The organism is Desulfatibacillum aliphaticivorans DSM 15576 (assembly GCF_000429905.1).
Classification (GTDB): domain Bacteria; phylum Desulfobacterota; class Desulfobacteria; order Desulfobacterales; family Desulfatibacillaceae; genus Desulfatibacillum; species Desulfatibacillum aliphaticivorans.
This window is the reverse complement of the sequence record NZ_AUCT01000028.1, coordinates 28,111-52,600: the sequence shown is the minus strand read 5'-3', so window position 1 is coordinate 52,600 and position 24,490 is coordinate 28,111. Positions and strand designations below refer to the sequence as shown.

18 protein-coding genes are annotated in these 24,490 nt (G+C 54.8%); 8 read left to right on the top strand and 10 right to left on the bottom strand.

Annotated elements, in window-relative coordinates; genetic code table 11:
* Positions 1-16 precede the first annotated feature (16 nt).
* The gene (locus G491_RS0121505) at positions 17-1,189 is read right to left on the bottom strand and encodes a MalY/PatB family protein (protein WP_028316032.1); all 1,173 of its coding nucleotides are present in this window, start codon (positions 1,187-1,189) and stop codon (positions 17-19) included.
* Between the two features lie 79 nt (positions 1,190-1,268).
* On the bottom strand, positions 1,269-2,438 hold the full coding sequence (locus G491_RS0121500) for an MFS transporter (RefSeq protein ID WP_015949192.1): 1,170 nt from the start codon (positions 2,436-2,438) through the stop codon (positions 1,269-1,271).
* Positions 2,439-2,685: 247 nt separating this feature from the next.
* On the opposite strand from G491_RS0121500, the gene G491_RS0121495 reads away from it, so the two are divergent.
* Positions 2,686-3,060, top strand: coding sequence for a hypothetical protein (locus G491_RS0121495; protein ID WP_015949191.1), 375 nt, complete (start codon positions 2,686-2,688; stop codon positions 3,058-3,060).
* An 8-nt stretch (positions 3,061-3,068) separates the two neighbouring features.
* Here the strand turns inward: G491_RS0121495 and mutY are convergent, their stop codons facing one another.
* Genes mutY through G491_RS34385 form a run of 3 tightly spaced genes read right to left on the bottom strand, consistent with a single transcriptional unit; the run spans position 3,069 to position 5,327 of the window.
* The gene (gene mutY / locus G491_RS0121490; RefSeq protein WP_051327437.1) at positions 3,069-4,178 is read right to left on the bottom strand and encodes an A/G-specific adenine glycosylase; all 1,110 of its coding nucleotides are present in this window, start codon (positions 4,176-4,178) and stop codon (positions 3,069-3,071) included.
* Positions 4,179-4,223: 45 nt separating this feature from the next.
* A complete protein-coding gene (locus G491_RS0121485; protein WP_028316030.1) occupies positions 4,224-4,646 on the bottom strand; it encodes a hypothetical protein in 423 nt (140 codons plus the stop codon).
* Between the two features lie 36 nt (positions 4,647-4,682).
* A complete protein-coding gene (locus G491_RS34385) occupies positions 4,683-5,327 on the bottom strand; it encodes a TetR/AcrR family transcriptional regulator (RefSeq protein ID WP_028316029.1) in 645 nt (214 codons plus the stop codon).
* A gap of 218 nt (positions 5,328-5,545) precedes the next feature.
* On the opposite strand from G491_RS34385, the gene G491_RS0121470 reads away from it, so the two are divergent.
* From G491_RS0121470 to G491_RS34380, 5 genes are all read left to right on the top strand, one after another.
* Positions 5,546-6,136, top strand: coding sequence for a chalcone isomerase family protein (locus G491_RS0121470; RefSeq protein ID WP_051327436.1), 591 nt, complete (start codon positions 5,546-5,548; stop codon positions 6,134-6,136).
* Between the two features lie 234 nt (positions 6,137-6,370).
* Positions 6,371-6,931 carry an SCP2 sterol-binding domain-containing protein gene (locus G491_RS0121460; protein WP_028316027.1) on the top strand — a complete coding sequence of 187 codons (561 nt, stop codon included), beginning with the start codon at positions 6,371-6,373 and terminating at the stop codon, positions 6,929-6,931.
* 88 nt (positions 6,932-7,019) lie between these two features.
* A complete protein-coding gene (locus G491_RS0121455) occupies positions 7,020-8,858 on the top strand; it encodes an AMP-binding protein (protein ID WP_015949185.1) in 1,839 nt (612 codons plus the stop codon).
* Positions 8,859-8,966: 108 nt separating this feature from the next.
* Entirely contained in the window at positions 8,967-10,145 is a 1,179-nt protein-coding gene (locus G491_RS0121450; protein ID WP_028316026.1) for a thiolase family protein, read from the top strand.
* A 245-nt stretch (positions 10,146-10,390) separates the two neighbouring features.
* A complete protein-coding gene (locus tag G491_RS34380; RefSeq protein ID WP_051327435.1) occupies positions 10,391-14,440 on the top strand; it encodes a response regulator in 4,050 nt (1,349 codons plus the stop codon).
* A gap of 28 nt (positions 14,441-14,468) precedes the next feature.
* Here the strand turns inward: G491_RS34380 and G491_RS0121440 are convergent, their stop codons facing one another.
* The 3 genes from G491_RS0121440 to G491_RS0121430 form a co-directional block, all read right to left on the bottom strand.
* Positions 14,469-14,810: a DMT family protein gene (locus G491_RS0121440; protein WP_028316025.1), complete on the bottom strand. Its 342-nt coding sequence runs from the start codon at positions 14,808-14,810 to the stop codon at positions 14,469-14,471.
* A 221-nt stretch (positions 14,811-15,031) separates the two neighbouring features.
* A complete protein-coding gene (locus G491_RS0121435; protein WP_028316024.1) occupies positions 15,032-15,553 on the bottom strand; it encodes a hypothetical protein in 522 nt (173 codons plus the stop codon).
* Between the two features lie 10 nt (positions 15,554-15,563).
* A complete protein-coding gene (locus tag G491_RS0121430) occupies positions 15,564-17,366 on the bottom strand; it encodes a carbamoyltransferase family protein (RefSeq protein WP_028316023.1) in 1,803 nt (600 codons plus the stop codon).
* A gap of 422 nt (positions 17,367-17,788) precedes the next feature.
* On the opposite strand from G491_RS0121430, the gene G491_RS0121425 reads away from it, so the two are divergent.
* On the top strand, positions 17,789-18,484 hold the full coding sequence (locus G491_RS0121425) for a hypothetical protein (protein ID WP_028316022.1): 696 nt from the start codon (positions 17,789-17,791) through the stop codon (positions 18,482-18,484).
* Between the two features lie 438 nt (positions 18,485-18,922).
* Complete coding sequence (locus tag G491_RS34375; RefSeq protein WP_051327434.1) at positions 18,923-20,149, top strand: adenylate/guanylate cyclase domain-containing protein; 1,227 nt, start codon at positions 18,923-18,925, stop codon at positions 20,147-20,149.
* Here G491_RS34375 and G491_RS0121415 read toward each other — a convergent pair.
* The gene (locus tag G491_RS0121415) at positions 20,109-23,567 is read right to left on the bottom strand and encodes a response regulator (protein WP_028316021.1); all 3,459 of its coding nucleotides are present in this window, start codon (positions 23,565-23,567) and stop codon (positions 20,109-20,111) included. The genes G491_RS34375 and G491_RS0121415 overlap by 41 nt on opposite strands.
* 11 nt (positions 23,568-23,578) lie before the next feature.
* Entirely contained in the window at positions 23,579-24,490 is a 912-nt protein-coding gene (locus tag G491_RS0121410; RefSeq protein WP_015949176.1) for a DUF2156 domain-containing protein, read from the bottom strand.

Genomic DNA, 24,490 nt, shown 5'->3' with positions numbered 1-24,490 from the left:
TATTTTCTTATAAAATTCAGACGAACGCCTTAATTAACCGTTCCAGGGCCTGCTCCACCATGAGTCTGGGACAGGCGAAGTTCATGCGTAAATGATTTTCCCCGCCCGGGCCAAAGGTGTCTCCGTGATTCAGGGCCAGCCTGGCCTCTTTTTCCACTTTTCGGACGATTTCATCCATGGGCGCGTCCATGCCGGAAAAATCCAGCCAGGCGAGGTAGGTTCCTTCCAGGGGCATGCTTTTTACCGCCGGGAGCCTGTTTTCCAGGACGCTGGCGATCAGGTTCCTGTTTTCCTCCAGGTAAAGAAGCAGGGCGTCCAGCCAGCCTTCTCCGTGGTTATAGGCCGCTCTCGCCGCTATGGGCCCGAACCGGTTGGGCAAAAACATACCGCATTTGTACAGGTGGTCTGTGAACTGCTTGCGAAGTTCCTCATTGGCGATGATTACGTTGCCTGTCATGGTTCCGGCCAGGTTGAAGGTCTTGGACGCGGAGGTGCAGACGACCACCTTATCCTGCAGTTCGGGCGACAGGGAGGCCAGGACGGTGTGCTTTGCGCCGGGATAAACCAGGTCATGATGGATTTCGTCGGAAACCATGAGGATGTTCCGGGAAAGGCAGATTTCGGCCAGGGCTTCCAGTTCCTCTTTGCTCCACACCCTGCCGCCGGGATTGTGGGGGCTGCACAGGATGATCATGCGGGTTTGCTCGTCAGCCTGGTTCTTTAGGTCGTCCAGATCCATGACGTAACGGCCGTTTTCCTTGACCAGGCGATTGTTGATAACCTGGCAGCCGTTGGCGGCGACGGCGAATGCGAACGGATAGTACACGGGAGTCTGGATGATCACCTTGTCGCCGGGCTTGCAAAAAGCCTGAACCAACATATTGACGGCCATGACGATGCCGTGGGTGGTGGAAATCCAGGACGGCTCGATGCTCCAGTTATGGCGGCGGGCCATCCAGTTAACAATGGCCTGCTTGTACTGCCCGGAGTCGGCCCAATAGCCATGCACGCCGTGCTCCATCTCCCATTTAAAGGCCTGAGCCACTGCCGGGGGAGGCCGGAACTCCATGTCCGCCACCCACATGGATATGCCGTCGCCCGGGGAGACGCCGTAATGCTCTTCCATACCGTCCCATTTTTCGCACTGGGTTCCCCGGCGATCTATTATCCGGTCAAAATCATAGGGCATGATCAAATTCCTTTGCCGCCTGCGCTGTTCAAACCATATCTTTTAGAGTACCACGGGCCCGATTGGCAGGGCAATGGATTCATGAACGCGGTTCCCGCGGCAGCAAAATGGAGGCGGCTGCGGCCAGAAGGGCCCCGGTCAAAAAAGCTGCGGCCATTCCCCATGCATGCCAGATCACGCCGAAAATCAGGCTGGCCGGCAAAGCCGCAAAGCCTACGGCGGCGTGGTAAAAGCCGAAGGCGGCGCCGCAAAGCTCCTTGGGCGCCATGTCCGCCACCCAGGCTTTTTCACAGGGCTCGGTAAGCCCGTAATATACTCCATAGAGCAGGAACAAAGCCACAATCCACCCCGGGCTGCTTGCAAAGGCGAAGCAAAAATATACCGCCGCGTAAAAAAGCCAGCCGACCAGGATCATGCGCCGCCTGCCCAAATGGTCGGAAAAAAGGCCGCCCCAATAGGTTGCAATGGATTTAACCACATGATGCAGGGACCACAAGCCGGCTATCCAGGCGCCGGAAACGCCGGCCGCGGAGAGCTTAAGCAATATGAAGGCGTCCGTTGAGTTTCCTAAGGTGAAAATAACAACCGCTGTAAGCAGCCGCCTGTAATCAGGCCCCAGCCTTTTCCAGTCATGCTTGGAAAAAGGAGGAGCGCAGGCGTCCTCTTCTGGCTGTTGATCTTTCGGATCCTTTACGCCAAAAACAATGAGCGCAATGACCACCATGGCCGGGATAGCCGCCAGCAAAAAAACATGGCGCAATCCAAGCCCCAAGACCGAGAGTAAAAAGGCCGCCGCCAGCGGCCCCGCAACAGCCCCGGAGTGATCCATGGCCCGATGAAAGCCGTAAGCGCGTCCCCGCATTTCCGGTTTGACGCTCATGCTGATGAGAGCGTCCCGTGGAGAGGTTCGCAGGCCTTTTCCCACCCTGTCGAAAAACCGGGCGGCCAAAACCAAAGGCCAGGCCCAGGCAAGGCCGATAAGGGGCCTTACCAAGCCGGACAGTCCGTATCCGCTGAGAATCAGGGGTTTCCTTTTGTTCCAGCGATCCGCGGCTATTCCCGAGACTGCCTTTAAAATGGACGAGGCCGACTCGGCGACTCCCTCCACCACGCCCAAAGCCACGGCGCCCGCCCCCAAAGTTGAGGACAGGAAAAGGGGCAGCAAAGGATAAATCATTTCGCTGGACAGGTCGTTGAAAAAGCTGACCAGGCCCAGAATAAATACGGTTTTTGGCAGTTTACTCCTCATGGCCGGCGTCCTGTTTGAAAAAGGTTTTTGCATGGGTCGTTCCGTACGCTTCAGCATAGATAGAATTAGAGGCCTTACTTGTCAAATGTCCTGTCACCGCCCATGGCGCCATGTTTGCAAACTGTTTTGGCGCTTTTAATAGCTTGGCAAACTATTCTACATCATGTAAAAAATGTTTGGGCATGGTCGGTCTTGCCCAAAACTGAATCGAGACATTTTGAGCAGTGCGCAGTTTGCAGGAGGATCAATGACGGAAGAACCGCAAGTGACGGTGGACACCCTTGCATCGTATTTCAAAGCCAAACACAAGGTCGGCTATTATTCTCTGATTTTGGATGAATGCCGCAATCGCATCAGAACCCATCCCGAAGAATCTTTGGGCGTTTTAGCCCGGAATTACAAAGAGTTGGATCTGGATCACGATTTATGCTTTGAGTTCATCGGGGACGCTATTTTGTATCTGGTGGACAAGCCCGAAAAACTGGAAACGATCGAGTCTGACGGAGTTATTGAACAAATGAAATCGGATATCGGCATGACGCCCAAGTATTATGAAAAAATGAAGCAAAGGGCCGAGGCGTTCTGGATGAAGGAAATGCCCGAAGACAGCAGCGACTGCTGACGGTTAAATCAAGCCGGAATCCCGTCTTTCATGAGCATTTGAATGAGCCTGCGGTCGGCCGAAGGAAAGGCCAGTCCGTCCAGTTCCTTGGGCGAAACCCACCTGATTTCCTCCGCGGCGTGGAGGGCCGGAGTTTGAGCCGGTTTTTTCATGGAGCACCAAAACACGTGCAGCCGAACCCGAAAACGGGTGTATGCGTGCTGGATGACCGTAATTTTTTCCCCGCACTCGATATCAATCTCCAACTCTTCGGCAAACTCCCGCACCAGGGCTTGCTCCGGGCTTTCTCCTGGGTTCAGCTTGCCGCCGGGGAATTCCCACAAGCCCGCCATCAGCCCTTTGGGCAGCCTTTTTTGAATCAGAATTTTTCCGTCCCTAACGCACACTCCGGCCGAAACCTCCAGAGCCTGGGTCTTTTTTTTGGGAGGAAGCACAGGCCGGGAGTCCACGGTTTGCTCTTTTAAGGCCAGGCAATGGACGGAAACCGGGCAGCCTTTGCAATCCGGATTTTTTGGGGTGCAAACCAGGGCGCCAAGCTCCATAAGGGCCTGATTGAACAAACCGGCCTTGCCGCTTGGGATAAGCGACTCGGCGGCGCCGCGGATTTCCCTGGCCGCGGCGGTTTGCTCCACGGGCTTCCCCATGTCCAGAATCCGGGAGAAAACCCGCTTGACGTTGGCGTCCACCAGGGGGACGTCCTGATTATAGGCGATGCTGCATACGGCCCCGGCCGTGTACGCCCCAATGCCTGGGAGCTCCAGCAGGCCTTTGTAGGTTCTGGGCATGCGGCCGTCCAAGCGGTCCATGATTTCTTTGGCGGCTTTGTGCATGTTCCTGGCCCTGGAATAGTATCCCAGGCCCTCCCACATTTTAAGGACGTCGTCCAAAGGGGCCTCGGCCAGGGAGGATATATTCGGGAAAGCGTCCATCCAGCGCAAAAAATAGGGGATGACCGTCTTGACCTGGGTTTGCTGCAGCATGATTTCAGAGACCCAGATTGCATAGGGATCGGAGGTTCTGCGCCAGGGCAGGTCCCGGGCGTTTTCCTCGTACCAACGGAGCAAAGAGCGGGAAAAATCCTTGGAAGGCCGTTCTTTGGGGGCGTTTGTTTCGGGCACTATCTTCTCCCTTGCGCAGCTTGCTTTTTAACCGGGCGAATTCGCCTATGGCCCTATGTAGTCGCTTAATGGGCCAGCGATGTCCGCCAGATAGACCAACTTTCCCTCTTCCCTTTCCACAAATGCGATATTGGGAAAGTTGCTTTTAAGCAAAATATACAAAGGAGAACAGGTGCGAAGCGCGGAGTCCGGACTGTCCTGATGTTCACAGGCCTGGGCCGCGCTCAGGAACAAAAATACCAGGCGCTCCCGGTCTTCGGGGCTCAACCTGGCGGCCGCGTCCGGGACCACATAAGAGGAAAGATAATCCACGGGATGCAGGGCGGCGTCATCAACAAGCTCGTCCGAAACATGGAACGCCATGGCGGAAGGGCTCTCCTGACAGAAAGCCGAAGCGCCTCCCAAACCGATCAGCACGGCGAGCAGTGCAAGCAAGGTCTTGTATCGAATCATGGTTCCGTAAATCATTTTGCACCAGCCCGGATAGCCGGGCCGGGGGCTTTATCAAAGCAGGCGAATTCGTGACTCGCCCTTTGGCTGGTAAGGCTTCACAAAAATTCCGGGTGCAAAAACCGCCGTGATCTCCTCGGTGGTTTTGTTGATGTCCAGGGGCTTGGCCTTGCCCGCGTCGCGGCTGTAAAAATGATAGGCCGTGCTTAACAGGGCGCCCGTCAACAAATTGGCTGTCAGCTCCACGTTAAGGTCCTGGCGCACATGCCCGTTGTCTATACCCAACTTCAGGTCTCCAATCAACAGGCGGATGATTCTTTCTTCAAATCGCTTGATCACGGAGGCCATTTCGCCGGGCAGCCCCAGGCCCACCCGCAAGGCGATGTTGCACAGATCCTTGTCCTGGGAGAAAAAAAACAGAGTCCGTTTAATGCGATGCCGAAAATAATTCACCGGGTTGACCATATCCAGGTCCAGATCGGCCGCAGCCAGGGAGATGCTTTCCTCCCACAGGGAGTAGTACTCCTCCGCCAAGGTGACGAACACGTCCTCCTTGTTGGCGAAATACTGGTAAATCGTGCCCCGGGCTATCCCCGCGTCCTTGATGATGTCCGAAATTTGGGTCTGATAATAGCCGTTGCGCGAGAACAGCTTCTTCGCCGAAGCCAGGATGAGTTTTTTGCGTTCTTCGGGTTTCATAGTCTTTTGGGGGCCAACCTTTCCATATTTTTTACCAAGCCGAGAAAAAGCGCTTGTTTTGCAGGATATTTTCCATTGACTTTTACGGGCGAGGCCCATATAAAGATTTTTGACTGACACCTCAGTCTATTCCCGGATGGTGGCATATTCCCACACCTGTGTCAACAAACCCGTCAATTTTTTCGAGAGTATTTTTCAAGCCTTGAGGGGGGTGTCTCATGAAAAAAGTTCGACAATTGTCCAGTTTTATTTTCATCCTGTGCCTGATTTGCGCTTTGACCGCGCCTGCCTTAGCGAAGGACTTTCATGGCTGGCCCCTGCCTGACAAAATGCCGGCGGACGAGAGTACGGACCTGGTTTTAAACGGGGCCGGATTCCGGACCAAGTTTTTGCTGAAAATATACGTGGGCGCCTTGTACCTCACGCACAAGGAAACGGACGCAAACAAAATCATCAACGCCGATGAGTACATGGGCGTCAGGATGCACTTCACGTTTCGGAAGGTCGGGCACGACTCTTTGGTGGAGATCCTGAATACAGGCTTCGACAAAGCCACCAACGGCGACACTTCCGGCATTCAGAGCCAGATTGACCATCTTTTCGCCCTGCTGCCCCAGGAATTCCGCAAAAACGACATCGTGGACCTCTTATACGTTCCGGGCAGAGGCATAGTCACCCACATCAACGGCAAGTACGCGGGCGAGTGCCCGGGCCTGGATTTCAAACAGGCGGTTTTCGCCATTTGGCTTGGCGACGAGCCCGTGACGGAAAAACTCAAGGCCGAGATGCTGGGCATAGAGACTTCCTAAAACAGTGTACATGCGGGGAATCCGCGGCTGGAGCGGATTCCTGGGCGACGGCCCTTAAACGCAGGAAGGGGGGGATTGGCCGGTCTCGGTCAAAGCCGGGGCCGGCCAGATCTTTTGGAAGCGATGGCGGGGATAAAATGTACGGGCGTACAAAAAAATCATTGACACGGATTTCCGGGTCCGTGTATAGACTGACACGTCAGTCTATACTAACCCTAACAAGGAGGATCCGACATGAACATCCCTAACAACATTTCCATCAAAGAGCTTTTGACCGAGTATTCTCCCAAAATGGCCCAGGAATTGCTGGCCGATTCCGGCAAGGCTGCGGAGCTTGACGGCACCCAGTTCAAGCTGGTGGTCGATGTTGACGGCGACAAGTACAGCTATCAGGTCACGAACGGCAAGGAGTTTGACGTTCAGGAGGCGGATTTGGATTCCGCCCAGGCGCGGGTCATGATTTCCAAGGAGGATTTGGAAAAAATGATCGCCACCAGCAATCTGGACATGCTTTTGGGCATCCAGAACGATCTTTCCCGGGCCAAGTACGAGGCCCTGAGCCGTGTGAAGGGATGCATGGTGGCGGAGTTGGAAAACGACGACGGATCCAAATTCACCATCCGGGCTGTATTGAACGAGTCGGAAGCCCCCACGGCGACCTTTAAGATGAAAACCACCGATTCCGCCGCTTTGGTGCGCAAGGAAACTTCCCCGGTGACCTTGTTCATGGGCGGCCAGATGAAAATTGAAGGCGACATGGCCTTTGCCATGTCCACCCAACCGTTGTTTACATAAGGAAGGGCGCGGGCCGGGGCGGAGCATAATCCGCCCCGCCGCACTCCGGGGGCCCTTCCCAAAGCCGCAAAGGAGGATGTCCGGTCACATGTCACAGTCACCCTGGTTAAATGAGTACAAGGTTTTTGGAATCCCCGAAACATGCGGGCCGTATCCGGAGGAGCCGGTATACGACATTTTGGAGAGGGCCGCCAAGCGGTTCAAAAAGACCGGTCTGATTCAGTTGGACCACAAGATGAACTATCCCCAGGTGAAAGACCATGTGGATCGTCTTGCTACGGCCCTGGCTGGTTTGGGCCTGAAAAAAGGCGACCGCGTGGCCACGGTTCTTCCCACCTCCATTCAATTCGTCTTGGCGGACTACGCCATATCCCGGGCCGGCCTGGTTCATATTCCCAGTTCCTCCCTGGAGCCGCTCCACACTTTGGAGCACAAGTTCTCCATGGGCTCCCCCCGGGCCATCATCTGCGACAGCACGGTGGACTCGGCGGTTGAGGCTGCGCATAAAACCGGTGTGGAGTTCATCATCAAGACCAAGCTGGAGGATTATTCGGACAATCCGCCGGTCCACGAGAAGGCGGAAGGCTTTTTATGGATGACGGACCTGATCAAGGACAACGATCCCGCGCCGCCCGAATTGACCTTTGACGTGACCAAGGACCTGGAGACCCTCTTGTTCACGGGCGGAACCACAGGCCTGCCCAAGGGGTGCATGCTGACTCACCGGAACATCTACGCCAACGCCATGCAGAGCATGGCCGCGCTGGGCAAGGCGGCCTGGCTGCTGGAAGGGGCCATCACCGTATTGCTGGGACTGCCTTTGTTCCATTCCTACGGGCATATTGTCATGCACACCATGACGCTCCAGGGCGCGAACCAGATTTTAATCCCCGACGCCAGGGACACGGAATCCATGATCCGAATGATGACAAAATACAATCCCATCATTCAGGTGGGCGTTCCCACGCAATTTCTGAATATGTCCGGCGACGCATTAAAAGGCCGGGGCATTTTGGGAATGTCGGGCTCGGCGCCTTTGCCTCCCAGCACCCAGAAATCCTTTGAGGAAAAATCCAGCGGCGGAATTATGGAAGGCTACGGGCTGAGCGAAATGAGCCCGGTCACCCACCTCAACACCTCCTTTTTACTCCGGGTGTTGGGCGGCCGCGTTCCCGTGCGCATGAACAACGCCTTTTTGGGAATCCCCGGAGTGACCCCCACGGCGAACTGGTTCTTAAGGCTGCTGGGTCCGGCCGCCTTGGGCAGGATAGCCGGCAGGGGCTTGGCTTTGATCGTTCGGTCGACGTCCAAAAAGAGCAAGGAAGGCAAAACCAAGGAAAAAAGAGGCACGGCGGGCATTCCGGCTCCGGACACGATCGTGAAATTCCTGGACGTAAGCACCGGCCAAGAGCTATCCATGGACGACATGCTGGAGGGAAAAAGGGGCGAAATGTGCCTGAAAGGCCCCCAAAGGATGCTTGGTTACTGGCCTGATCCGGGCGCCGGCATGGATGATGAGGGATTTATCCGGACCAGCGACGTGGTAGAGGTTGACGAAAACGGATATTTCTATATTGTAGACCGTACCAAGGACATGATAATTGTCAGTGGTTACAAGGTCTATTCCAGGGAAGTGGATGATCTGTTATACTCCCACCCTGATATTGCAATGGCAGCCACCATAGGAGTCCCGGACCCTGAGCGGGAAGGCAGCGAGCGCGTGGCGGTCTATGTGCAGCCCAAGCCCGGCAGGGAAAACGATCTCACGGAAGACGGCGTGAGGGAGTTTTTGCGGGAGCGGGTGGCCAAGTATGCAGTTCCCAAGTTTGTCCGCATCGTGGATGAAATGCCTCTCACGGAAGTCCAGAAGATGAATAAAAAGGTATTGCGTGAGCAGGCTATCAATGAATTTGCCCAAAGCCAATAGGGTGATGTTCGCTAGGGCATAATACTCGGATGCCGGTTTGGGGGGAAACCAGGTTTTCGGGAACGGGTATATGGCACATTAAATAAAACAACATCAAGGAGGAGCAGCATGGAAGAAGCAGTATTTATCGATGGGTTAAGGACCCCCAACGGCAGGGCGCATTTTGAAAAAGGCTGGTTCAGGAAACTGCGTCCCGACGAGTTGCTGACCAAAGTGTATGACGCTTTGTTCGAGAGAAACAAGGCTGTCAAGCCTGAAGACGTGGACGCAGTCCTGGTGGGCTCGGCCAACATCTCCGGCATGCAGAATGATATCGGCCGCCTGGCATGGCTGGCCGGCGGATACCCCGAAAGCGTGGGAACCAACACCCTGACCAACCAGTGCCCTTCGGGCATGGCGGCCACCATGCATGCGGCTCGCGCCATCATGTGCGGGGAAGCGGACATCATGATCGCCGCCGGCGTGGAAGACATGGAAAAGGTCGGCATGGGCGCCAACATGGACTTCCCTCCCCGCCTGATGGAACGTTACAACATCATGGACATTCCCATGGGCGCCACGGCGGAAAAGGTTGCTGAGCAGTACAACGTCGCCAGGGAAGACATGGACAACATGGCTATCTGGTCCAACAAGAAAGCCTGCGAAGCCCGCGACGCCGGCAAGTTCGCCAACGAAATCGTGCCCGTCATGGGTCATGACATGGAAGGCAATGAGTTCCTGGTGGACAAAGACCAGTGGATTCGCGACAAAATGGACCCTGAAAAAATGGCCGCCATGCAAAGCCCCTTCAAACCGGGCGGAGTCGTGACCGCAGCCACCTCCTCTCCCCTGACCCAGGGCGCCTGCGCCCTGCTGATGATGAGCAGGAAAAAGGCCGACGAACTGGGCCTGTCCTACACCTATAAATACAGCGCCGGCGTGTTTGCAGCCTGCGATCCCACGGTCATGGGCATCGGCCCCATCGTGGCTGTTAAAAAGCTCTTCGAAAAAACCGGCCTGGGCCCTGACGACATGGGCGCCGTGGAATTGAACGAGGCTTTCGGAAGCCAGGCTTTGGCCTGCATCCGCGAACTCAAGCTGGACAAAGACAACGCGCCTTTTGACAAGGTCAACCAGTGGGGCGGCGCCCTGGCTCTGGGACATCCCCTGGGAGAATCCGGCGCTCGCATCCTGGTGACCTTGCTGAACGTGCTCAAGACCGATTGCCCGGACGCGAAATACGGCCTGGCGTCCCTGTGCGGCGGCTTCGGCAACACCGCTGCCGTGCTGGTGGAAAAGGTCTCCTAAGGATTGATTCGCTTCCCATTTGGGAAGACGTCAAACCATTTAAAGCGCCGCCCCGGTTCTCCCGGGACGGCGCTTTTTTTTCTCCATTTGATGTGCAGCCTTGTTTTTTTACCTCTATTCGCCGATTCTTTTTCGTTTTTAGAACGATTTTTGCATACCCCTCATCCTGACATTGCACTGATTTAGAACCGAGTTTGGTTTCCGTAACAAGAGATTTGTTTGCACTTCAAAAAACAAGGGATACTATGGAGCGGCCCCCTGGAAAAATACTGGTTGTAGACGATGAGTTGGTAATTCGAAAAAGCCTTCTCCTGGCATTGGAGGACGAAGGATACGAGGTTCAGGAGGCGGAAAACGGCCAGGACGCCTTGGTCATGGTCAGTAAAAATCCGCCGGACTGCATTTTGCTTGATCTGCGCATGCCGGTCATGGACGGATTGGTCGTGCTGGCGAAGGTTTCGGAGGAGTATCCGCTGATTTCAGTGGTCATTATTTCCGGGGCCAGCTCCACGAACAATATTTTAAACGCCTTGCGTCTGGGGGCGTGCAATTACATCACCAAGCCCATCGTAGATCTGGACTTTCTGTCCCATGCAGTCAAGAACGCCGTGGAGAGGTCCCGCCTTTTAAAGGAAAACGAGGATTACCAGAAATCTTTGGAGGCCTTGGTTGAAGAGCGCTCCCATAAACTAAAGGAATACGGACGGCGATTGGATCATGTGGCGCACGCCACCAGGCACTTTGCCGGATGCCAGGATCTTGAGGGGCTTTCGACGGTGATTCTGCGGGCTTTGTCGGAAAATCTCAATGCACGGGACGCGGTCCTTTTTTTTACTAAAGGGGATCTGCTGGAACCCATGGCGATCCGGGGATTCGAAAAGATAAGAGATTGTATGGCAAAAAATTTTGACGCCGCCTCCCGTCCCTCCCGTTTAATGAAAGTCAAAGCCCCCTCTATTTTAAACGAGCCTTTGGAATTGGAAAACTGCAGCGGCGCCAGGGCATGCATCCAGGGGCCTGGTTTGGCCTTCCCGCTGGTGGATTCAAACGCCGACACGCACGGCGTCGCCATTCTGGCGGGCAAGAAAAAAGGCGCTTTTAACGAACTGGACCAGGAAATGGGAACGCTCATCCTATCCCATGCTTTGGAGTCCATCGGCGTGGTCATCGCTTCGCAGGCGTTGAAACGGAGTGAGGAAAGATACCGCCAGCTTGTGGAAACCATGAACGACGGGCTGGCCATCATAGACGTGAACGGCCACCTTACCTACGCCAATCCCAAGCTGCTGGAAAAAAGCGGATACACCTTTGACGAGATCAAAAAAATCCGCATTTCGGATATTTTTGATCCTAACAACAAGGGCGTCTGGAAAAGCCAGATGGCGCTGCAAAAACAGGGTTTGGGCGACCAGTTCGAACTAAGATTGGTTCGGAAGGACGGCGGCGTGATTGACGCTCTTATATCCCCCCAACCCTTGTTCACTCCCGAAGGGGAATATCGCGGCAGCCTGCTGGCGGCCACGGACATCACCGCCAGAAAAACGGCGGAGAGGGCCTTGCAAAAAAGCGAGGAACAGTATCGCGAACTGGTGCATAGCGCCAACAGCATTATCATGAAGACGGACTCCCTGGGCCGGATCACCTTGTTCAACGAATACGCCCAGAAATTTTTCGGCTATTCCGAGGAGGAGGTGCTTGGGAAATCTGTGCTGGAAACCATTTTGCCCAAAGAGGACTCCCTGGGCCGGGACATGGTTTCCATGGTGGAGAAAGTTTTTGAGAATCCCGACCTGTTCAGAGTCAACGAACATGAAAATGAAAAGAAAAACGGAGACCGGGTCTGGGTCATGTGGACCAACAAGGCCATCCGGGATGAACAAGGCGAGCTTGTTGAAATCCTAAGCATAGGCAGCGACATTACCTCCCGGCGCATGATGGAGCAGGCCATCAGGGAAAGCGAAGAACGGTTCCGTTACCTGGCGGACGCGACCCACGAAGCCATTCTCATCGCCGAGGAAGGCGTCTGCCTTGTGGCCAACCAGGCTGCATCCGACATGTTCGGTTATTCCCTCCAGGATCTTGTGGGGGACTCCTGCCTTAAGCTGTTTGCAGGCGAAGGCCGGACCGACCTAAACATCCTGGCGGATATGTATGCAGGCCCGCCCAAGGAGACCCTGGCCCTGCGCAAGGACGGATCCAGCTTTCCCGTGGAAGTGAAAAGCAACGCCATGCAGTACCGCGACAAGGAAGTGACGGTGCTGGCCATTCAGGATATCACGTATAAAAAACGCTCGGAACAAGCCCTTAGGTATGCGGCCGTGGAGCGCGCCGCCAACAAGGCCAAGGGGGAATTCCTGGCCAATATGAGCCACGAAATCCGGACGCCCATGAACGGCATCATCGGCATGGCTTCCCTGCTGGAAGACACGCCTCTGAACAGCGAGCAAAAGGACCTGCTGCAAACCATCAGTTCCAGCGCCGAAAGCCTTTTACGCATTATCAATGATATTTTGGACTATTCCAAAATCGAGGCCGGCAAGCTGGACCTGGAGCACATTGAGTTCGATCCGCGAAGCACCGTGGAGGACGTTACCGCGCTGATGGCCAAGACGGCCGAGCAAAAGGGCCTGCAAATCACCAGCCTGATCAGCCATAAAGTCCCGTCCAAAGTGGTGGGCGATCCGGGGCGCCTGCGCCAGGTGCTTATGAACCTGACGGGCAACGCCATAAAATTTACGTCTAAAGGGGAGGTCATCGTCCGGGCCTTAGTCGATGAAGAAGACCGGGGCGGGGCGACGCTTCGCTTTGAAATCATCGACACGGGCATCGGCGTGCCCCAAAGCCGGCTTTCCAGCCTGTACGAGTCCTTTACCCAGGCGGACCCATCCACCACAAGGCGTTATGGAGGCACCGGCCTGGGCCTGACAATATCCAAGCAGCTTTGCCGGTTGATGGGCGGCAAAATCGGTGCGGAAAGCAAAGAAGGGGAAGGCTCCTTGTTCTGGTTTACGGTGAAAATGGAAAGGCCGCGGCACATGGATGTTGCGCCTCCAGCCCCTGTAAGTTTGCAAGGCAAAAGAATCCTGCTGGCCGACGCCAGGCACATCAACCGGATGGCATTGACGGAGATGTTCCGCATGTGGCGCTGCCAGGTGGAGCACGCCGCCTCGGGGAAACAATGTCTGGAACTGCTGCGCCAGGCAGCGGGGCAGGGACGGGAATTCGATTGCCTGATCATCGACTACTCCCTGGCGGACATGGAAGGCATTGAACTAGGAAACATTATCCTGCACGATCCGTCTTTAAACCATAACCAGTTAATCCTGGCGGCGCCGCCCGGCATGCTGGGCGAAGGAGGCAAGCTGAGGGGGATAGGCTTTGCCGGATATCTGACCAAGCCGTTCCGGCATTCCCAGCTTAAGGATATGCTTTTGGCGGTCCTGGCCAAGGAAGACAAAGCCCAGGCCGGGGAAAGCCGCAAAATGGTAACCCGCCACACCCTGATGGAAAACAGCAAGCTGCGCGTTCTTTTGGTGGAGGACCAAATGGTCAACCAAAAGGTGGCTGTAAAAATCATACAAAACATGGGCCATGGGGTGGTGGTGGCCGACAACGGACAGCAAGGCTTGGAGGCCTTTAAAAACGGCGAGTTCGACATCGTGTTCATGGACGTTCAAATGCCTGTGATGGACGGCTTGGAGGCCACGGCGGCCATCCGAAAGCTGGAAAGCGAAGAAAACCGGCCTCGAATCCCCATCATCGCCTTCACCGCCCACGCCATGGAAGGGGACAAGGAGCGCTTTTTGTCCGCTGGCATGGACGACTACGTAACCAAGCCTGTGAAAAAGGACGCTTTGACGCGCGTCATGGAAAAAGCGACGAAGCGAAGTTGTGAGGCGCCGGAGGACGCCGCACCTTCCCCCATCGGGGAACTGGACCATGCAGAGCCCTTGGACGTAACTCAAACCCTGAAGAATTTTGAAAACGACGAAGCCCTGCTTAAAGAATGCTTTGATTATTTCATTAAAGATTCAGGAAGAATAATTAATAAAATCAAGTATTTACTTATCCAGGACGAGGAGGGGGAACTTGACAAAACCGTCCACGCCTTAAAGGGCGTTTTGGGCAACTTTGCCGTTCCTAACGCCCACAGCCTGGCCCTGAACCTGGAAACCCAGGCGAGAAAAGGCGATGTGGAAGGCGCCAAACAAACCTTTCAGGACCTAAGGCGGGAAATTTTAAAAATTATTGCCTATATGTCCGCGTATTCGGAGGGGAATTTTTTTAAGCAATAAGGAGGGCGCCGCCATAAATTCTGTGAAATCATCCTATATTGCGAAACATGAAGAAAGCGGCGCCTGCCAGGCAGAGGCTGGCCCAAAGAAAATCCCAGGTGAGTTTTTCGCGCATGTAAAAAATGCAAAACAAGGCGAAAACGCCCATTGCAAGGATTTCCTGGATCACTTTTAGCTGGGGAAGGGAGAAATATCCCGCGCCCAGACGGTTGGCTGGAACCTGAAGGCAGTATTCAAAGAAGGCTACGCCCCAACTGATCAGGATCACGAGCAAAAGAGGCCTGGCCCGAAAGTCCTTTAAATGGCCGTACCAGGCGTAGGTCATGAACACGTTGGACATCACAAGCATCAATACGGGCAAAAAGCGCATACCCACACCCCAAAAAAACCTATCGGCGCCAACAGTCCACAATGACTCCGGATCCCCGTTACCGGAAAGGCCTGAGTTGAGGAAAAACGGCGCATTTCTCCCATGCCGAACCCATCTCCTCAAAGGAGAGAAGAGCCGGATACTCCCGGCTGGAAATATTGTCAATTGGAAAAGCCGGTTGCGCTCTGCTAAGTGGAAACTTTTTTCAAGGAAAAATTTGATCAATAACGCTTGGGGTATCGTTCCCGGGGTTGGGCGGGTTCTTTGCGGTCAATCCAGTAGGTTTGGGCGTTTTTGTCCGGGCGCAGGGGGAAGGGGCTGCCGGAAACCAGCCTTTTCAACAAGGCGATGGGCGTAATGACCAAAAACCAGGCCAGGGCGAGAAAAAAGGCGTTGATAAAGGCGCTGAATCCCTTGGCCGCACCGGTCCAGGAGGCGTGGAGCAAGGCCGAGGCCTTGGGAGCGGCTGCGCACGAAAAGCCGGCCAGGGCGAACACGCCGAAAAAACCGGCCAAAAAATCCCGATGCCGCCAGAACGCCAGGCCGCACAGGCAGGCGAACAGAGGCAGGGCGATCAATCCGAACTTGCGGACCTCTTTGGGGGGAGAGGCTTTTTCGCCTAAAATCAACCCCAGGGAAAAAACGCCCAAAACCGCCAGGCCGCCGGCCGACTTAAAGGAATCCAAAGCCAGCACCGCCCCCAGCCCCAGGCAGCTTATAATCAGCGCGGCGATCCCGTTCATTTGTCGCGGTTTAATCCGGCTTGGCATAGGCTCCCTTGCGGCCTCCCTGGTACGGAGGCTGCTCCTCCTTGTACAGAATATTGTTTTCCATGACCAGCACGTCCATGCCGGTTTTCATGAAGCAATTGTAGGCCTGCCTGGGCGTGCACACGATGGGCTCCCCCCGGACGTTGAAGCTGGTATTGACGATGACCGGGCAGCCTGTGTGGTTTTCAAATTCCTTGATTACATCGTAAAAATCCGGCTTGTCTTTTCGAGAGACGGTCTGGACCCTGGCGGAGTAGTCCAGGTGGGTCACGGCGGGTATGCCGCTTCGGGGCTGTTTGAGCCGCTCTATCATGGACTGGGAGGAGAGTCCCGGGGCCATGGGAAGGCGCTTGTCCTCACGGAGCGGCGCCGTAAAAAGCATGTAGGGGCTGGGCCGGTCCAGGTCGAAATATTCGGCGGCTTTTTCCTCCAGGATGGCCGGGGCGAAAGGCCGGAACGACTCCCGGAACTTGATTTTTTTGTTCATGACCTGCTGGGTTTGGGGATCCCGCGGGTCTCCCAGGATGCTCCGGGCGCCCAGAGCCCGGGGGCCGAACTCCATGGGGCCGACCATGTATCCCACAATCTTGCCCTGGGCGACATGCTGGGCCGTGACCCAGGCCCGCTCCATGTTATCGCAGCGATGAAAGGGATATTGGTTTTTATCCAAAAAGGCCCGAACCTCCTTGTTGGAGAAGGACGGCCCAAGATACGGCCCTTGCCAGGCGCTTTCGGCCCTGCCCTCTTCACAAACCCGATGCCAGACCGCCAGGGCGGCGCCCAAGGCAGAGCCTGCGTCGCCTGCTGCAGGCTGAACCCAGATGTTTTTAAACAATCCCTGCTGCAATATTTTGGCGTTTGCCACGCAATTAAGCGCAACTCCTCCGGCCAGGCACAGGTTTTTCTCGCCTGTTTCCTTGTGGACGTAAGCGGCCATTTTGAGGGCGGCTTCCTCCAGAACGGCCTGAATGCTGGCGGCTATGTCCATTTCCCTGCGGGTGATTTCGGTTTCGGGCTTGCGGGGCAGGCCGTCAAATAATTGGGAGAATTTCTTGCCGGTCATGCGCATGGCGGAAAGATAGTCGAAACAGGCCATGTTCAGGTGCAGGGAGCCGTCTTCCTTCAAATCCACGAGTTCGGAGAGAATCAGGTCTTTGTACTTGGGCTCTCCGTAGGGGGCCAGGCCCATGAGCTTGTACTCGCCGGAATTGACCTTGAACCCGCAAAATGCTGTGAACGCGGAATACAGCAGCCCCAGGGAATGGGGAAAGTGCATTTCCTGGAACAAGCGGATTTCGCGGCCCTGGCCCGAGCCGTAGCTTGCCGTAGCCCACTCCCCCACTCCGTCCATGGTCAGAATGGCGGCGCTTTCAAAGGGAGAGGGATAAAAGGCGGCTGCGGCATGGGCTTCGTGGTGCTCTGTGAAAAGCACCGGGCATGTGCAGCCTAGTTTCTTTTTGATGACCCGGGGCGTGTGCAGGTTTCGGCCAAGCCATTTGGGCATGGCTTTCAGCCAGGGAATAAGACCGAAAGGCGCGGTCGCCAAGGCGGTCAAAAGCAGGCGGTCGAAGGTCAGGAAAGGCTTGTCGTAAAAGACGACGTAGGTAAGGTCCCGGGCTTTTATTCCGCCTTTTTTCAGGCAGAATTCCACGGCTTTTTCCGGAAAGCCGGGATCGTGCTTTATCCTGGAAAAGCGCTCCTCCTGGGCTGCGGCGATAATCCCGCCGTCCATGAGCAGACAGGCTGCGCTATCGTGATAAAATGCGGAAATTCCGAGAATATTCATAAATTTTGATTTACGGAAGCGATACCCCTGAAGCGGGAGCCCTGACGACGTTCGGCCTTTTGTCAATCGTGGACGCACCATAGCATTTTTTTAGGAGAATTGAAAGGATGATACGCTTTTTTAGCAAGTTATATCCTCATAGGACTTCGGAGGCGGGCTGCAAAGATGCGGAATGAACTCGGGTCCAAGTTCACATCCCTTTAAATCCCGCTAAATCCACTTTCTGTGAGGTCAGCGGCGTAAAAGCGCTTGAAATACGCCCGCGCCGTTGATATATGTTTAATAGTTCGTAAAATTAAGGCCTTGGGGTTGTCTATCCGAATACTTCAAAGACACGCAGTATTATTCCAAATACATAGCCGGGGAGGCTGGGGCAGGCTGTCAACGCATGCCCCAAATCCGCTCGGCCGGGAGGGAACGGCATGAAGATCAGGGGGGGAATCCGTTTTACATTCAGTGCATTAATCATCGCCTTGTTGTTGGGCCTGTGGGCCGGCTCCGCCGCGGCCGCGGAAAAATTCAGCCGTCTGGACAAGTGGGAGTATTTTGCCGTGCTCCAATACAATGGCGAAGACACGGTTCGCACGTACGTCCCGGCCTATGACGAACTCAGAGCTTACGGCACGGTGGAGCAGGAAGCCGAAGCCAGCTACGGCGGCGGGTTTGGCGTGGGCAAGACAGTCACCGACTATCTGAACATCAACGGGACCTTTTTTTATAATTACGTGGATCTGATCAACCGCGGCGGAAAGGCGGACACCTTCACGATTAATTCCGCCGAGTCGTTTAGAGAGATATACTGCACATCCCACCATTGGACCGTCTCCTTAAATGCGGAAGGATATCTTTTTTCCCAAAATTTTCCGGGCACCGACCTGCACCTTACCCCCATGATTATGGGCGGGGTCGGCACCCGCTACATCCATGGCCAGTGGGGCCGCACCAACCTGAAAATTCGGGATTACATCCTTACGACCACAGCGGGCGTCGGCCTGAGATGGGATTTTAGCTCCTATTTTGTGAAGGCCTTGTATCAATCCACATGGTATCGGATGACCGACACCGAAGATTCTTACCAGACCAAAGGCTACACCTGCCAGTTTGGATGCGCTTTTTAAGAAAATCCAAAATAATTTTGGGACGCCGGAAAACCCGAAGCAATTTGCGCAATAACGGAACGCCCTGGTTTGCGAAAGCAGACCGGGGCGCCTGATCCGCGACGCCCGCCCAGACCTTTTTCCTGATGCTATAAGAAGACATTTCTTTGCCTGCGGCCTCCTTGCAAGGCGCGGGATTGCTCCGGGCCGCGGACTCCGGGGTATAAAGCGGACAGGCGCATAATTCCGCCGGGCGGCGACAGCGACTTCTTAATTTCGAGCCAGGAAAGCGGCCGGCTAAAAAATCGGGCGAAAAATGCCGATAGCTGCTATAAATCCGTGACGGTTCCCGAAATAGCGATGTGTAAAAAAACCGTTTCCACCGCCCTTTGCCGGATAAGGCGCCTTGCAATATGCGGTTTCTTAAACTAAGATCAGGCAACCCTTGAGCCCGGGAACATGAAAGACAATACACCCAACAAGTTTTTTTCCTTCATCACACAACCGCCGGAGAGCGCGCCCTCCAGGCTTCAGCAGTTTTATTTTTTTTCCACCTATGGGTATTGTGCAGGGTGTTTGCTTTACGCAGCCTTATGTATATACCTGATTCAACAAGGAATGCTCCCTCTGGCAGGAACATGCGGCGGTTTGGCGGCTCTTTTTGCGCTGGGTGTGGTTTTGAATATTCACGGGCGTTTAAAGGCTGGCATGCTGTTTGTCATATTCGGCCAGTGCGCACAGGCCTGGGCCAGCGTTTATATTTCGGGTTACACAGGGTTTCACCATTACCTGGTTCCCCTTATGGTGATGTCTCTGTTATATCCGGGCCGGCGCAAAATTCAAGGGGCGGCCCTGGGCCTGATCGTCGGCCTGGAATTTGCGGCTCTCACCCATTTGGCCCCCAGAACCTCCCCGGCGTATCTAACCTACATTCAGACGGCTCAGTTTTTAAGAGGCGCCAATTTGTACCTTAGCCTGTTCAGCATGTCCATGGCGGCCATTTATTATGGAATCGCTTCGGAGCAATCCAGAAAGAAGCATGAACAGCATGAGGAGAAAACCCGCACCCTGCTGCATAATGTGCTTCCCGAGGAGATCGCGGAAAAGCTGGGGAGCCGGCCTGGAATCATCACCGAGGAGTTTGAAAACGTAAGCATATTGTTTTCGGATATTGTGGGGTTTACGGCGCTCTCCCGCACCATGCCTCCGGACGAGGTAGTGTCTTTGCTGAACAGAATATTCTCCCAGTTTGACGACCTGGCCGGCCGTCATGGGATGGAAAAAATTAAGACCATAGGCGATGCATATATGTGCACGGCCGGGATTCCCCAATTCCGGGCCGACCATGCTGAATCCGCCGCCCGCATGGCCCTGGATATGATGAGGGAGTTCAACCGGGTAGCCAGGGAGATTGGCCAGCCGCTCCAGTTGCGGATTGGTATAAATTCCGGGGCCGTTGTGGCCGGAGTCATTGGAAAGACGAAGTTTTCGTACGATTTATGGGGAAATTCGGTGAACGCGGCCTCGCGCATGGCTTCCCACGGCATGCCCGGAGAAATCCAAGTAACTAGCAGCACCTATGATCTGTTGAAGGAAAAATTCGTCATGGAGGAGCGGGGACCGGTGGACATCAAAGGGATTGGGCTTATGACAACGTTTCTATTAAAGGATTCACGCGCCGGATGAAATTCGTCAACTCCTTTTCCAACTGATTAAACAGATCGCCCTGCCTGGCCCAGTCATCTTGGGTCGCCAAATCCTCCATTTGCCTCAGAACCTCATAGACCCGGACGGCGCCCACGTTGCCTGCTGCGCCTTTTAAATGATGAGCGTCCGCCCTCAGGGCCTCCTGATTCTTCTTTTCCAGGGCCTCTCTGATCAACTCCAATTGTCTCATGGAATCTTTGACAAAAATATTCAGGATGACGCCCATCTGGGACAAATCCCCCTGAAGCCTGTCCTCCAGCCCCGGACGATCAAAAACGCTTTGAGGTTTTTCAGGCTTCCGGATAAGCGGGGCGGACGCGCCGCCAAGCCGGCTGGCCATAACCGCAGCAAGGGCGGCGGGGTCGATGGGCTTTGTTATGTAGTCGTCCATGCCCGCGTCCAGGCATTTTTCCCGATCCCCTTTCATGGCCCTGGCTGTCATGGCTATGATAGGCGCGCCGGGATCCAGCACTTTATGGCGGCCGTCCCGGATTCTCCGCGTGGCTTCCAGGCCGTCCATGACGGGCATTTGGATGTCCATGAGGATAATGTCCACCTGCTTTTCGGCCAAAAACTCCAAGGCCTCTTGTCCGTTTTCCACAACCAGGGTTTTGTATCCCAATTTCCTTAAAATGCCTTTGGCGACCATTTGGTTGACCTGGTTGTCCTCCACCAGAAGGACTGTGAATTCGGAAGCGGCCTGCGCCGATTTTGTTTCCTGCTCCGGGGCCGCTGCACAGGTTTCCGGCGCATTGCCGAAAAGATCCAACAACAGGTTGTAAAGCTGCTTCTTCCGGACCGGCTTGGTTAATACTGCTGCAGCGTCCTGATTGGACTTGGCAGTCTTGAGGCCGGGAGCGCCCAGGGGCGTCATGAGGGCCAGCCTCGCCCCTTCGTACGCGGGATTCTCCTTGATGCTTTGGATCAGGGTCGACCCGTCCATGTCGGGCATGGCCTGATCCACCAGCACTGCGTTAAAGGGCGCGTGCTTATCCACGGCTCTTTGGAGCTGTTCAAGGGCGGAACGGCCTCCGGAAGCCTCCCGGCACAGGCAGCCCCACTGCTGCAAAATGAGACTGATGGAAGTGCGAGTCGCCGGGCAGTCATCCACGATCAAAATCTTTTTATCGGCGAGACATGGGTCGATGGCGGACGATTCGTGTTCGGCGCCCTGCTCCTGCAGCGCAAACGAAGCGGTAAAACGAAAATGCGCCCCCCTGGCCTCGCGGTTTTCTGCGATGATCTCCCCGCCCATCAGGCGGACCAGGCTTTGGGATATGGCCAGGCCCAGTCCGGTGCCGCCGAACTTTCTGGTGACCGACGAATCCGCCTGGGCGAAAGCCTCGAATACGGTTTCAATTTTATCCTCGGGCAGCCCGGCGCCCGTATCTTTGATGGAAAACAAAAGGGTGCACCGGGCGTCATCCATTGCCGACATGGAAATTTCCAGCGACACCTCCCCGGCGTCCGTGAACTTGACTGCATTGCCGACGATGTTGACGAGAACCTGTCTCAGGCGGATGGAATCTCCTATAAGCGCGTCCGGGACGTCCGGGTGCATGATGCACGCGTATTCCAAACCCTTTTCATGGGCCTTGACCGCCAGGACGTCGCCCATGGCCTCCAACTCGGCTTGAAGGCTGAAAGGCGCTTCCTCCAATTCCAGCTTTCCGGCCTCCACCTTGGAAAAATCCAGGATGTCGTTGATAATGGTGACCAGGGCGTGGGCGCTTTTTCTCACGGTTTGCACAAAGACGGTTTGCTGGCCGTCCAGGGGCGTGTCCAAAAGAAGGGCGGCCATTCCGATAATGCCGTTCATGGGCGTTCGGATTTCATGGCTCATGTTGGCTAAAAACTGGCTTTTGGCGTTATTGGCCACAAAGGCTTCGTTGGCCAGTTGCTCGGCCTGTTTTATGGAGGCCTCCAGTTGCGCGTTGGCCTCTTCCAAGCGCTCCTTGGCAGCCAGCAGCTCCTGCTGGGCCTGCCGGCGCTCGGTGACGTCCCGCATAACGCCTACGATTTTATCAGGCGCGCCGTTTTCTTTTAGAACAAGCCGGGAGTTGAGGGAGAAGTCCTTAAAGGCGCCATTCCTGTTTTGGAGCCTGACTTCAAAATCGCGCACTTCGCCCTGAGTGATAATGCGGCGCAGAAAATCAGCCCTGGCCTCTTCACTCATTCGAAAGTCGCCCACAGCCCGTCCCAGGACGTCGGTCCTGCCGTATTCCGATACCCGGCTGATAGAAGGGCTTATTTCCAGGATTGCGCCGTCCAGGGAAGTCTCAAAATAGACGTCCTGGATATTGTCGAAAATCGTTCGGTATTTCTCCTCCGCCTCTTTGCGTTTGGCAAGCTCGGCCTCCAGGTCCTTCCGGCTTTTGATGATGTTGGCGCGGACCTTGTTCAGATCCACAAAGAAATACAAAAACAGGCCCAGTGCAATGGCGCCGCACAATATAAGGAGAACGACCCGGGCGGTTTTGAAAGCGGCTGCCTTATAAGACACGTCCAAAAGCATGACCGCCAGCCCCATGAGATTTTTATCATCCGCAATCAATGGAAAGGAGGCCGGCAGATACACCTTGTCATCGATTTCAATGAACGAGACCCGGCCGCTTTGCCGAATGCCGTCCTCCTTCAACAATTTGTGCAGGCTTTTTAAGAATTCGGCGGAAGAAGGCTTTTCAGGCGCAAAAAAATCATTGTTGAGCCAGGCGCCTGGATTTTCATGGGGCGTATAGGCGTTTTCCCAGGCTTTTTGGTCCAAATATTCCTTGTTAAGAAGAACGAACATGCGATGCCCCAAAACCCGGGAGCACTCCTCCACAACGTATTGGACGTCCTTCCCTATCTCCAGGTAGCCCAGCAGGTTTTTTTCCCCTTCAAAATAAACCGGCAATACCCGGACAAGATACAGCTTCCCGGAAGGATCCAGGTCAAAGCCTGTGTGCGGAACCCCGGAGTGAACAGCCGTCTCCATGGTCTTGCCCGGCATTGCGCTCTTACAGCCGTCCGGATTATCCAGGCTGACCAGGCATCGGCCGTAAGCGGTCCAAAAAGCAAGGCGATCCACCCTGTTTTGTTCATTGAGGCTGTTAAAAAGAGGTTGGGCTTGTTTTTGAAGCAAGGCCTGAGAGTTGTCTATCCAGGCGTCAAAAATGCGTTCGTCCCTGGACAAAAAGATAGCCAGCCTGGAAAGCGTGGCGCTTTCCAGGGCGGTTTCCTTTTCGTATATACGCGTGGCCGCTTGCAACTCGGTGACCAAAAGGCGTTGGGTATAGCGGTCGCCCACCCATTTCAGGGTGTAAGCGGATAGGGCGAGCATGACAAGCAGGGCCATTCCCAAGGAAAAAAGCATACGTCTGCGAATATCGCCGTCCTGCTTGTTATGCGAGCTCATGCAGCGTCCCCTTAACGAAGGATGAGCTTGTAGGAATGGGCCATTCTAACAGGGTAGTAAGATTGCTTGGCATGGGCCAACCCCGGCAAATTCATATCGCTTTCCTTGTTAATAAACTCATAGCCGTCAAAGAGACGCGCCGCGCTTTCTCTGTCCAGATACTGATACAGGCCTTTGACTTCTGCGTCGGCCTTTTCAAAGTTCAGGTTGCCCATGCTGGAAGTCAAATGCGAGCCAATGGCAAAGGCCCGGACCTCGCCGTCCAGACGAACCACCGTCCCCTTAAAACGCAACTGGGTCCAGTAGCGCAAGGCGTTCTGTACGGCCCTTTTTTCACAGGCCAGATCATCTTCAATGTCTCTGCCGCAATCCCTTTGCCGGCACCATTCATCCAAAAAATCATGGCATTCGGCGGTGTGCTCCTCCTGCAAATCCTGAATCTCCACCTTGCCCTGATTGATGTAATTTTTTTTGAACTGGTTGATGAGATTCCGCTTTTTGGAATATTTGGAGCCCTTCAGGGTCGCCAGGTCTTCGGTTGCGTAAATGTAGTCATGGTATTCCACATGGGAGCGTACGGAAAACAAGGAGGATAAGCGCTCCCGGCCGTATTTGGCAATATAGTCCTTGGGCGCGAAGTGAAATTTCCCGATTCCGGTTTTGTCGGCGAGTTTCGCCAAATCCTCAGGCGTGAACTCCCTGCCCGGAGCAATAGGCAGAATCATGTAGGGATTTTTTCTTTTGTCTGCAAACCGGACGCACACAACCAAGGCGTCGTCATGGACGTCCCAATAGGGGGAATAGCCTTCGTTGTGCCAAACCATCATGGAGTCCAGCGAATAGGCGCACAATTCGTGCTGCATGTTCTTGAAAAAGGGTTGAACCCGTTGGTAGTCTTTAGGTCTTACCGGCTGAAAATTCAT

What these genes read in the sequence shown, in the direction of transcription:
- G491_RS0121505 (WP_028316032.1), bottom strand. Translation starts at nt 1,189, where the DNA reads ATGCCCTATGATTTTGACCGGATAATAGATCGCCGGGGAACCCAGTGC.
- G491_RS0121500 (WP_015949192.1), bottom strand. Translation starts at nt 2,438, where the DNA reads ATGAGGAGTAAACTGCCAAAAACCGTATTTATTCTGGGCCTGGTCAGC.
- G491_RS0121495 (WP_015949191.1), top strand. Translation starts at nt 2,686, where the DNA reads ATGACGGAAGAACCGCAAGTGACGGTGGACACCCTTGCATCGTATTTC.
- G491_RS0121485 (WP_028316030.1), bottom strand. Translation starts at nt 4,646, where the DNA reads ATGATTTACGGAACCATGATTCGATACAAGACCTTGCTTGCACTGCTC.
- G491_RS34385 (WP_028316029.1), bottom strand. Translation starts at nt 5,327, where the DNA reads ATGAAACCCGAAGAACGCAAAAAACTCATCCTGGCTTCGGCGAAGAAG.
- G491_RS0121470 (WP_051327436.1), top strand. Translation starts at nt 5,546, where the DNA reads ATGAAAAAAGTTCGACAATTGTCCAGTTTTATTTTCATCCTGTGCCTG.
- G491_RS0121460 (WP_028316027.1), top strand. Translation starts at nt 6,371, where the DNA reads ATGAACATCCCTAACAACATTTCCATCAAAGAGCTTTTGACCGAGTAT.
- G491_RS0121455 (WP_015949185.1), top strand. Translation starts at nt 7,020, where the DNA reads ATGTCACAGTCACCCTGGTTAAATGAGTACAAGGTTTTTGGAATCCCC.
- G491_RS0121450 (WP_028316026.1), top strand. Translation starts at nt 8,967, where the DNA reads ATGGAAGAAGCAGTATTTATCGATGGGTTAAGGACCCCCAACGGCAGG.
- G491_RS34380 (WP_051327435.1), top strand. Translation starts at nt 10,391, where the DNA reads ATGGAGCGGCCCCCTGGAAAAATACTGGTTGTAGACGATGAGTTGGTA.
- G491_RS0121440 (WP_028316025.1), bottom strand. Translation starts at nt 14,810, where the DNA reads ATGCGCTTTTTGCCCGTATTGATGCTTGTGATGTCCAACGTGTTCATG.
- G491_RS0121435 (WP_028316024.1), bottom strand. Translation starts at nt 15,553, where the DNA reads ATGAACGGGATCGCCGCGCTGATTATAAGCTGCCTGGGGCTGGGGGCG.
- G491_RS0121430 (WP_028316023.1), bottom strand. Translation starts at nt 17,366, where the DNA reads ATGAATATTCTCGGAATTTCCGCATTTTATCACGATAGCGCAGCCTGT.
- G491_RS0121425 (WP_028316022.1), top strand. Translation starts at nt 17,789, where the DNA reads ATGAAGATCAGGGGGGGAATCCGTTTTACATTCAGTGCATTAATCATC.
- G491_RS34375 (WP_051327434.1), top strand. Translation starts at nt 18,923, where the DNA reads ATGAAAGACAATACACCCAACAAGTTTTTTTCCTTCATCACACAACCG.
- G491_RS0121415 (WP_028316021.1), bottom strand. Translation starts at nt 23,567, where the DNA reads ATGAGCTCGCATAACAAGCAGGACGGCGATATTCGCAGACGTATGCTT.
- G491_RS0121410 (WP_015949176.1), bottom strand. Translation starts at nt 24,490, where the DNA reads ATGAATTTTCAGCCGGTAAGACCTAAAGACTACCAACGGGTTCAACCC.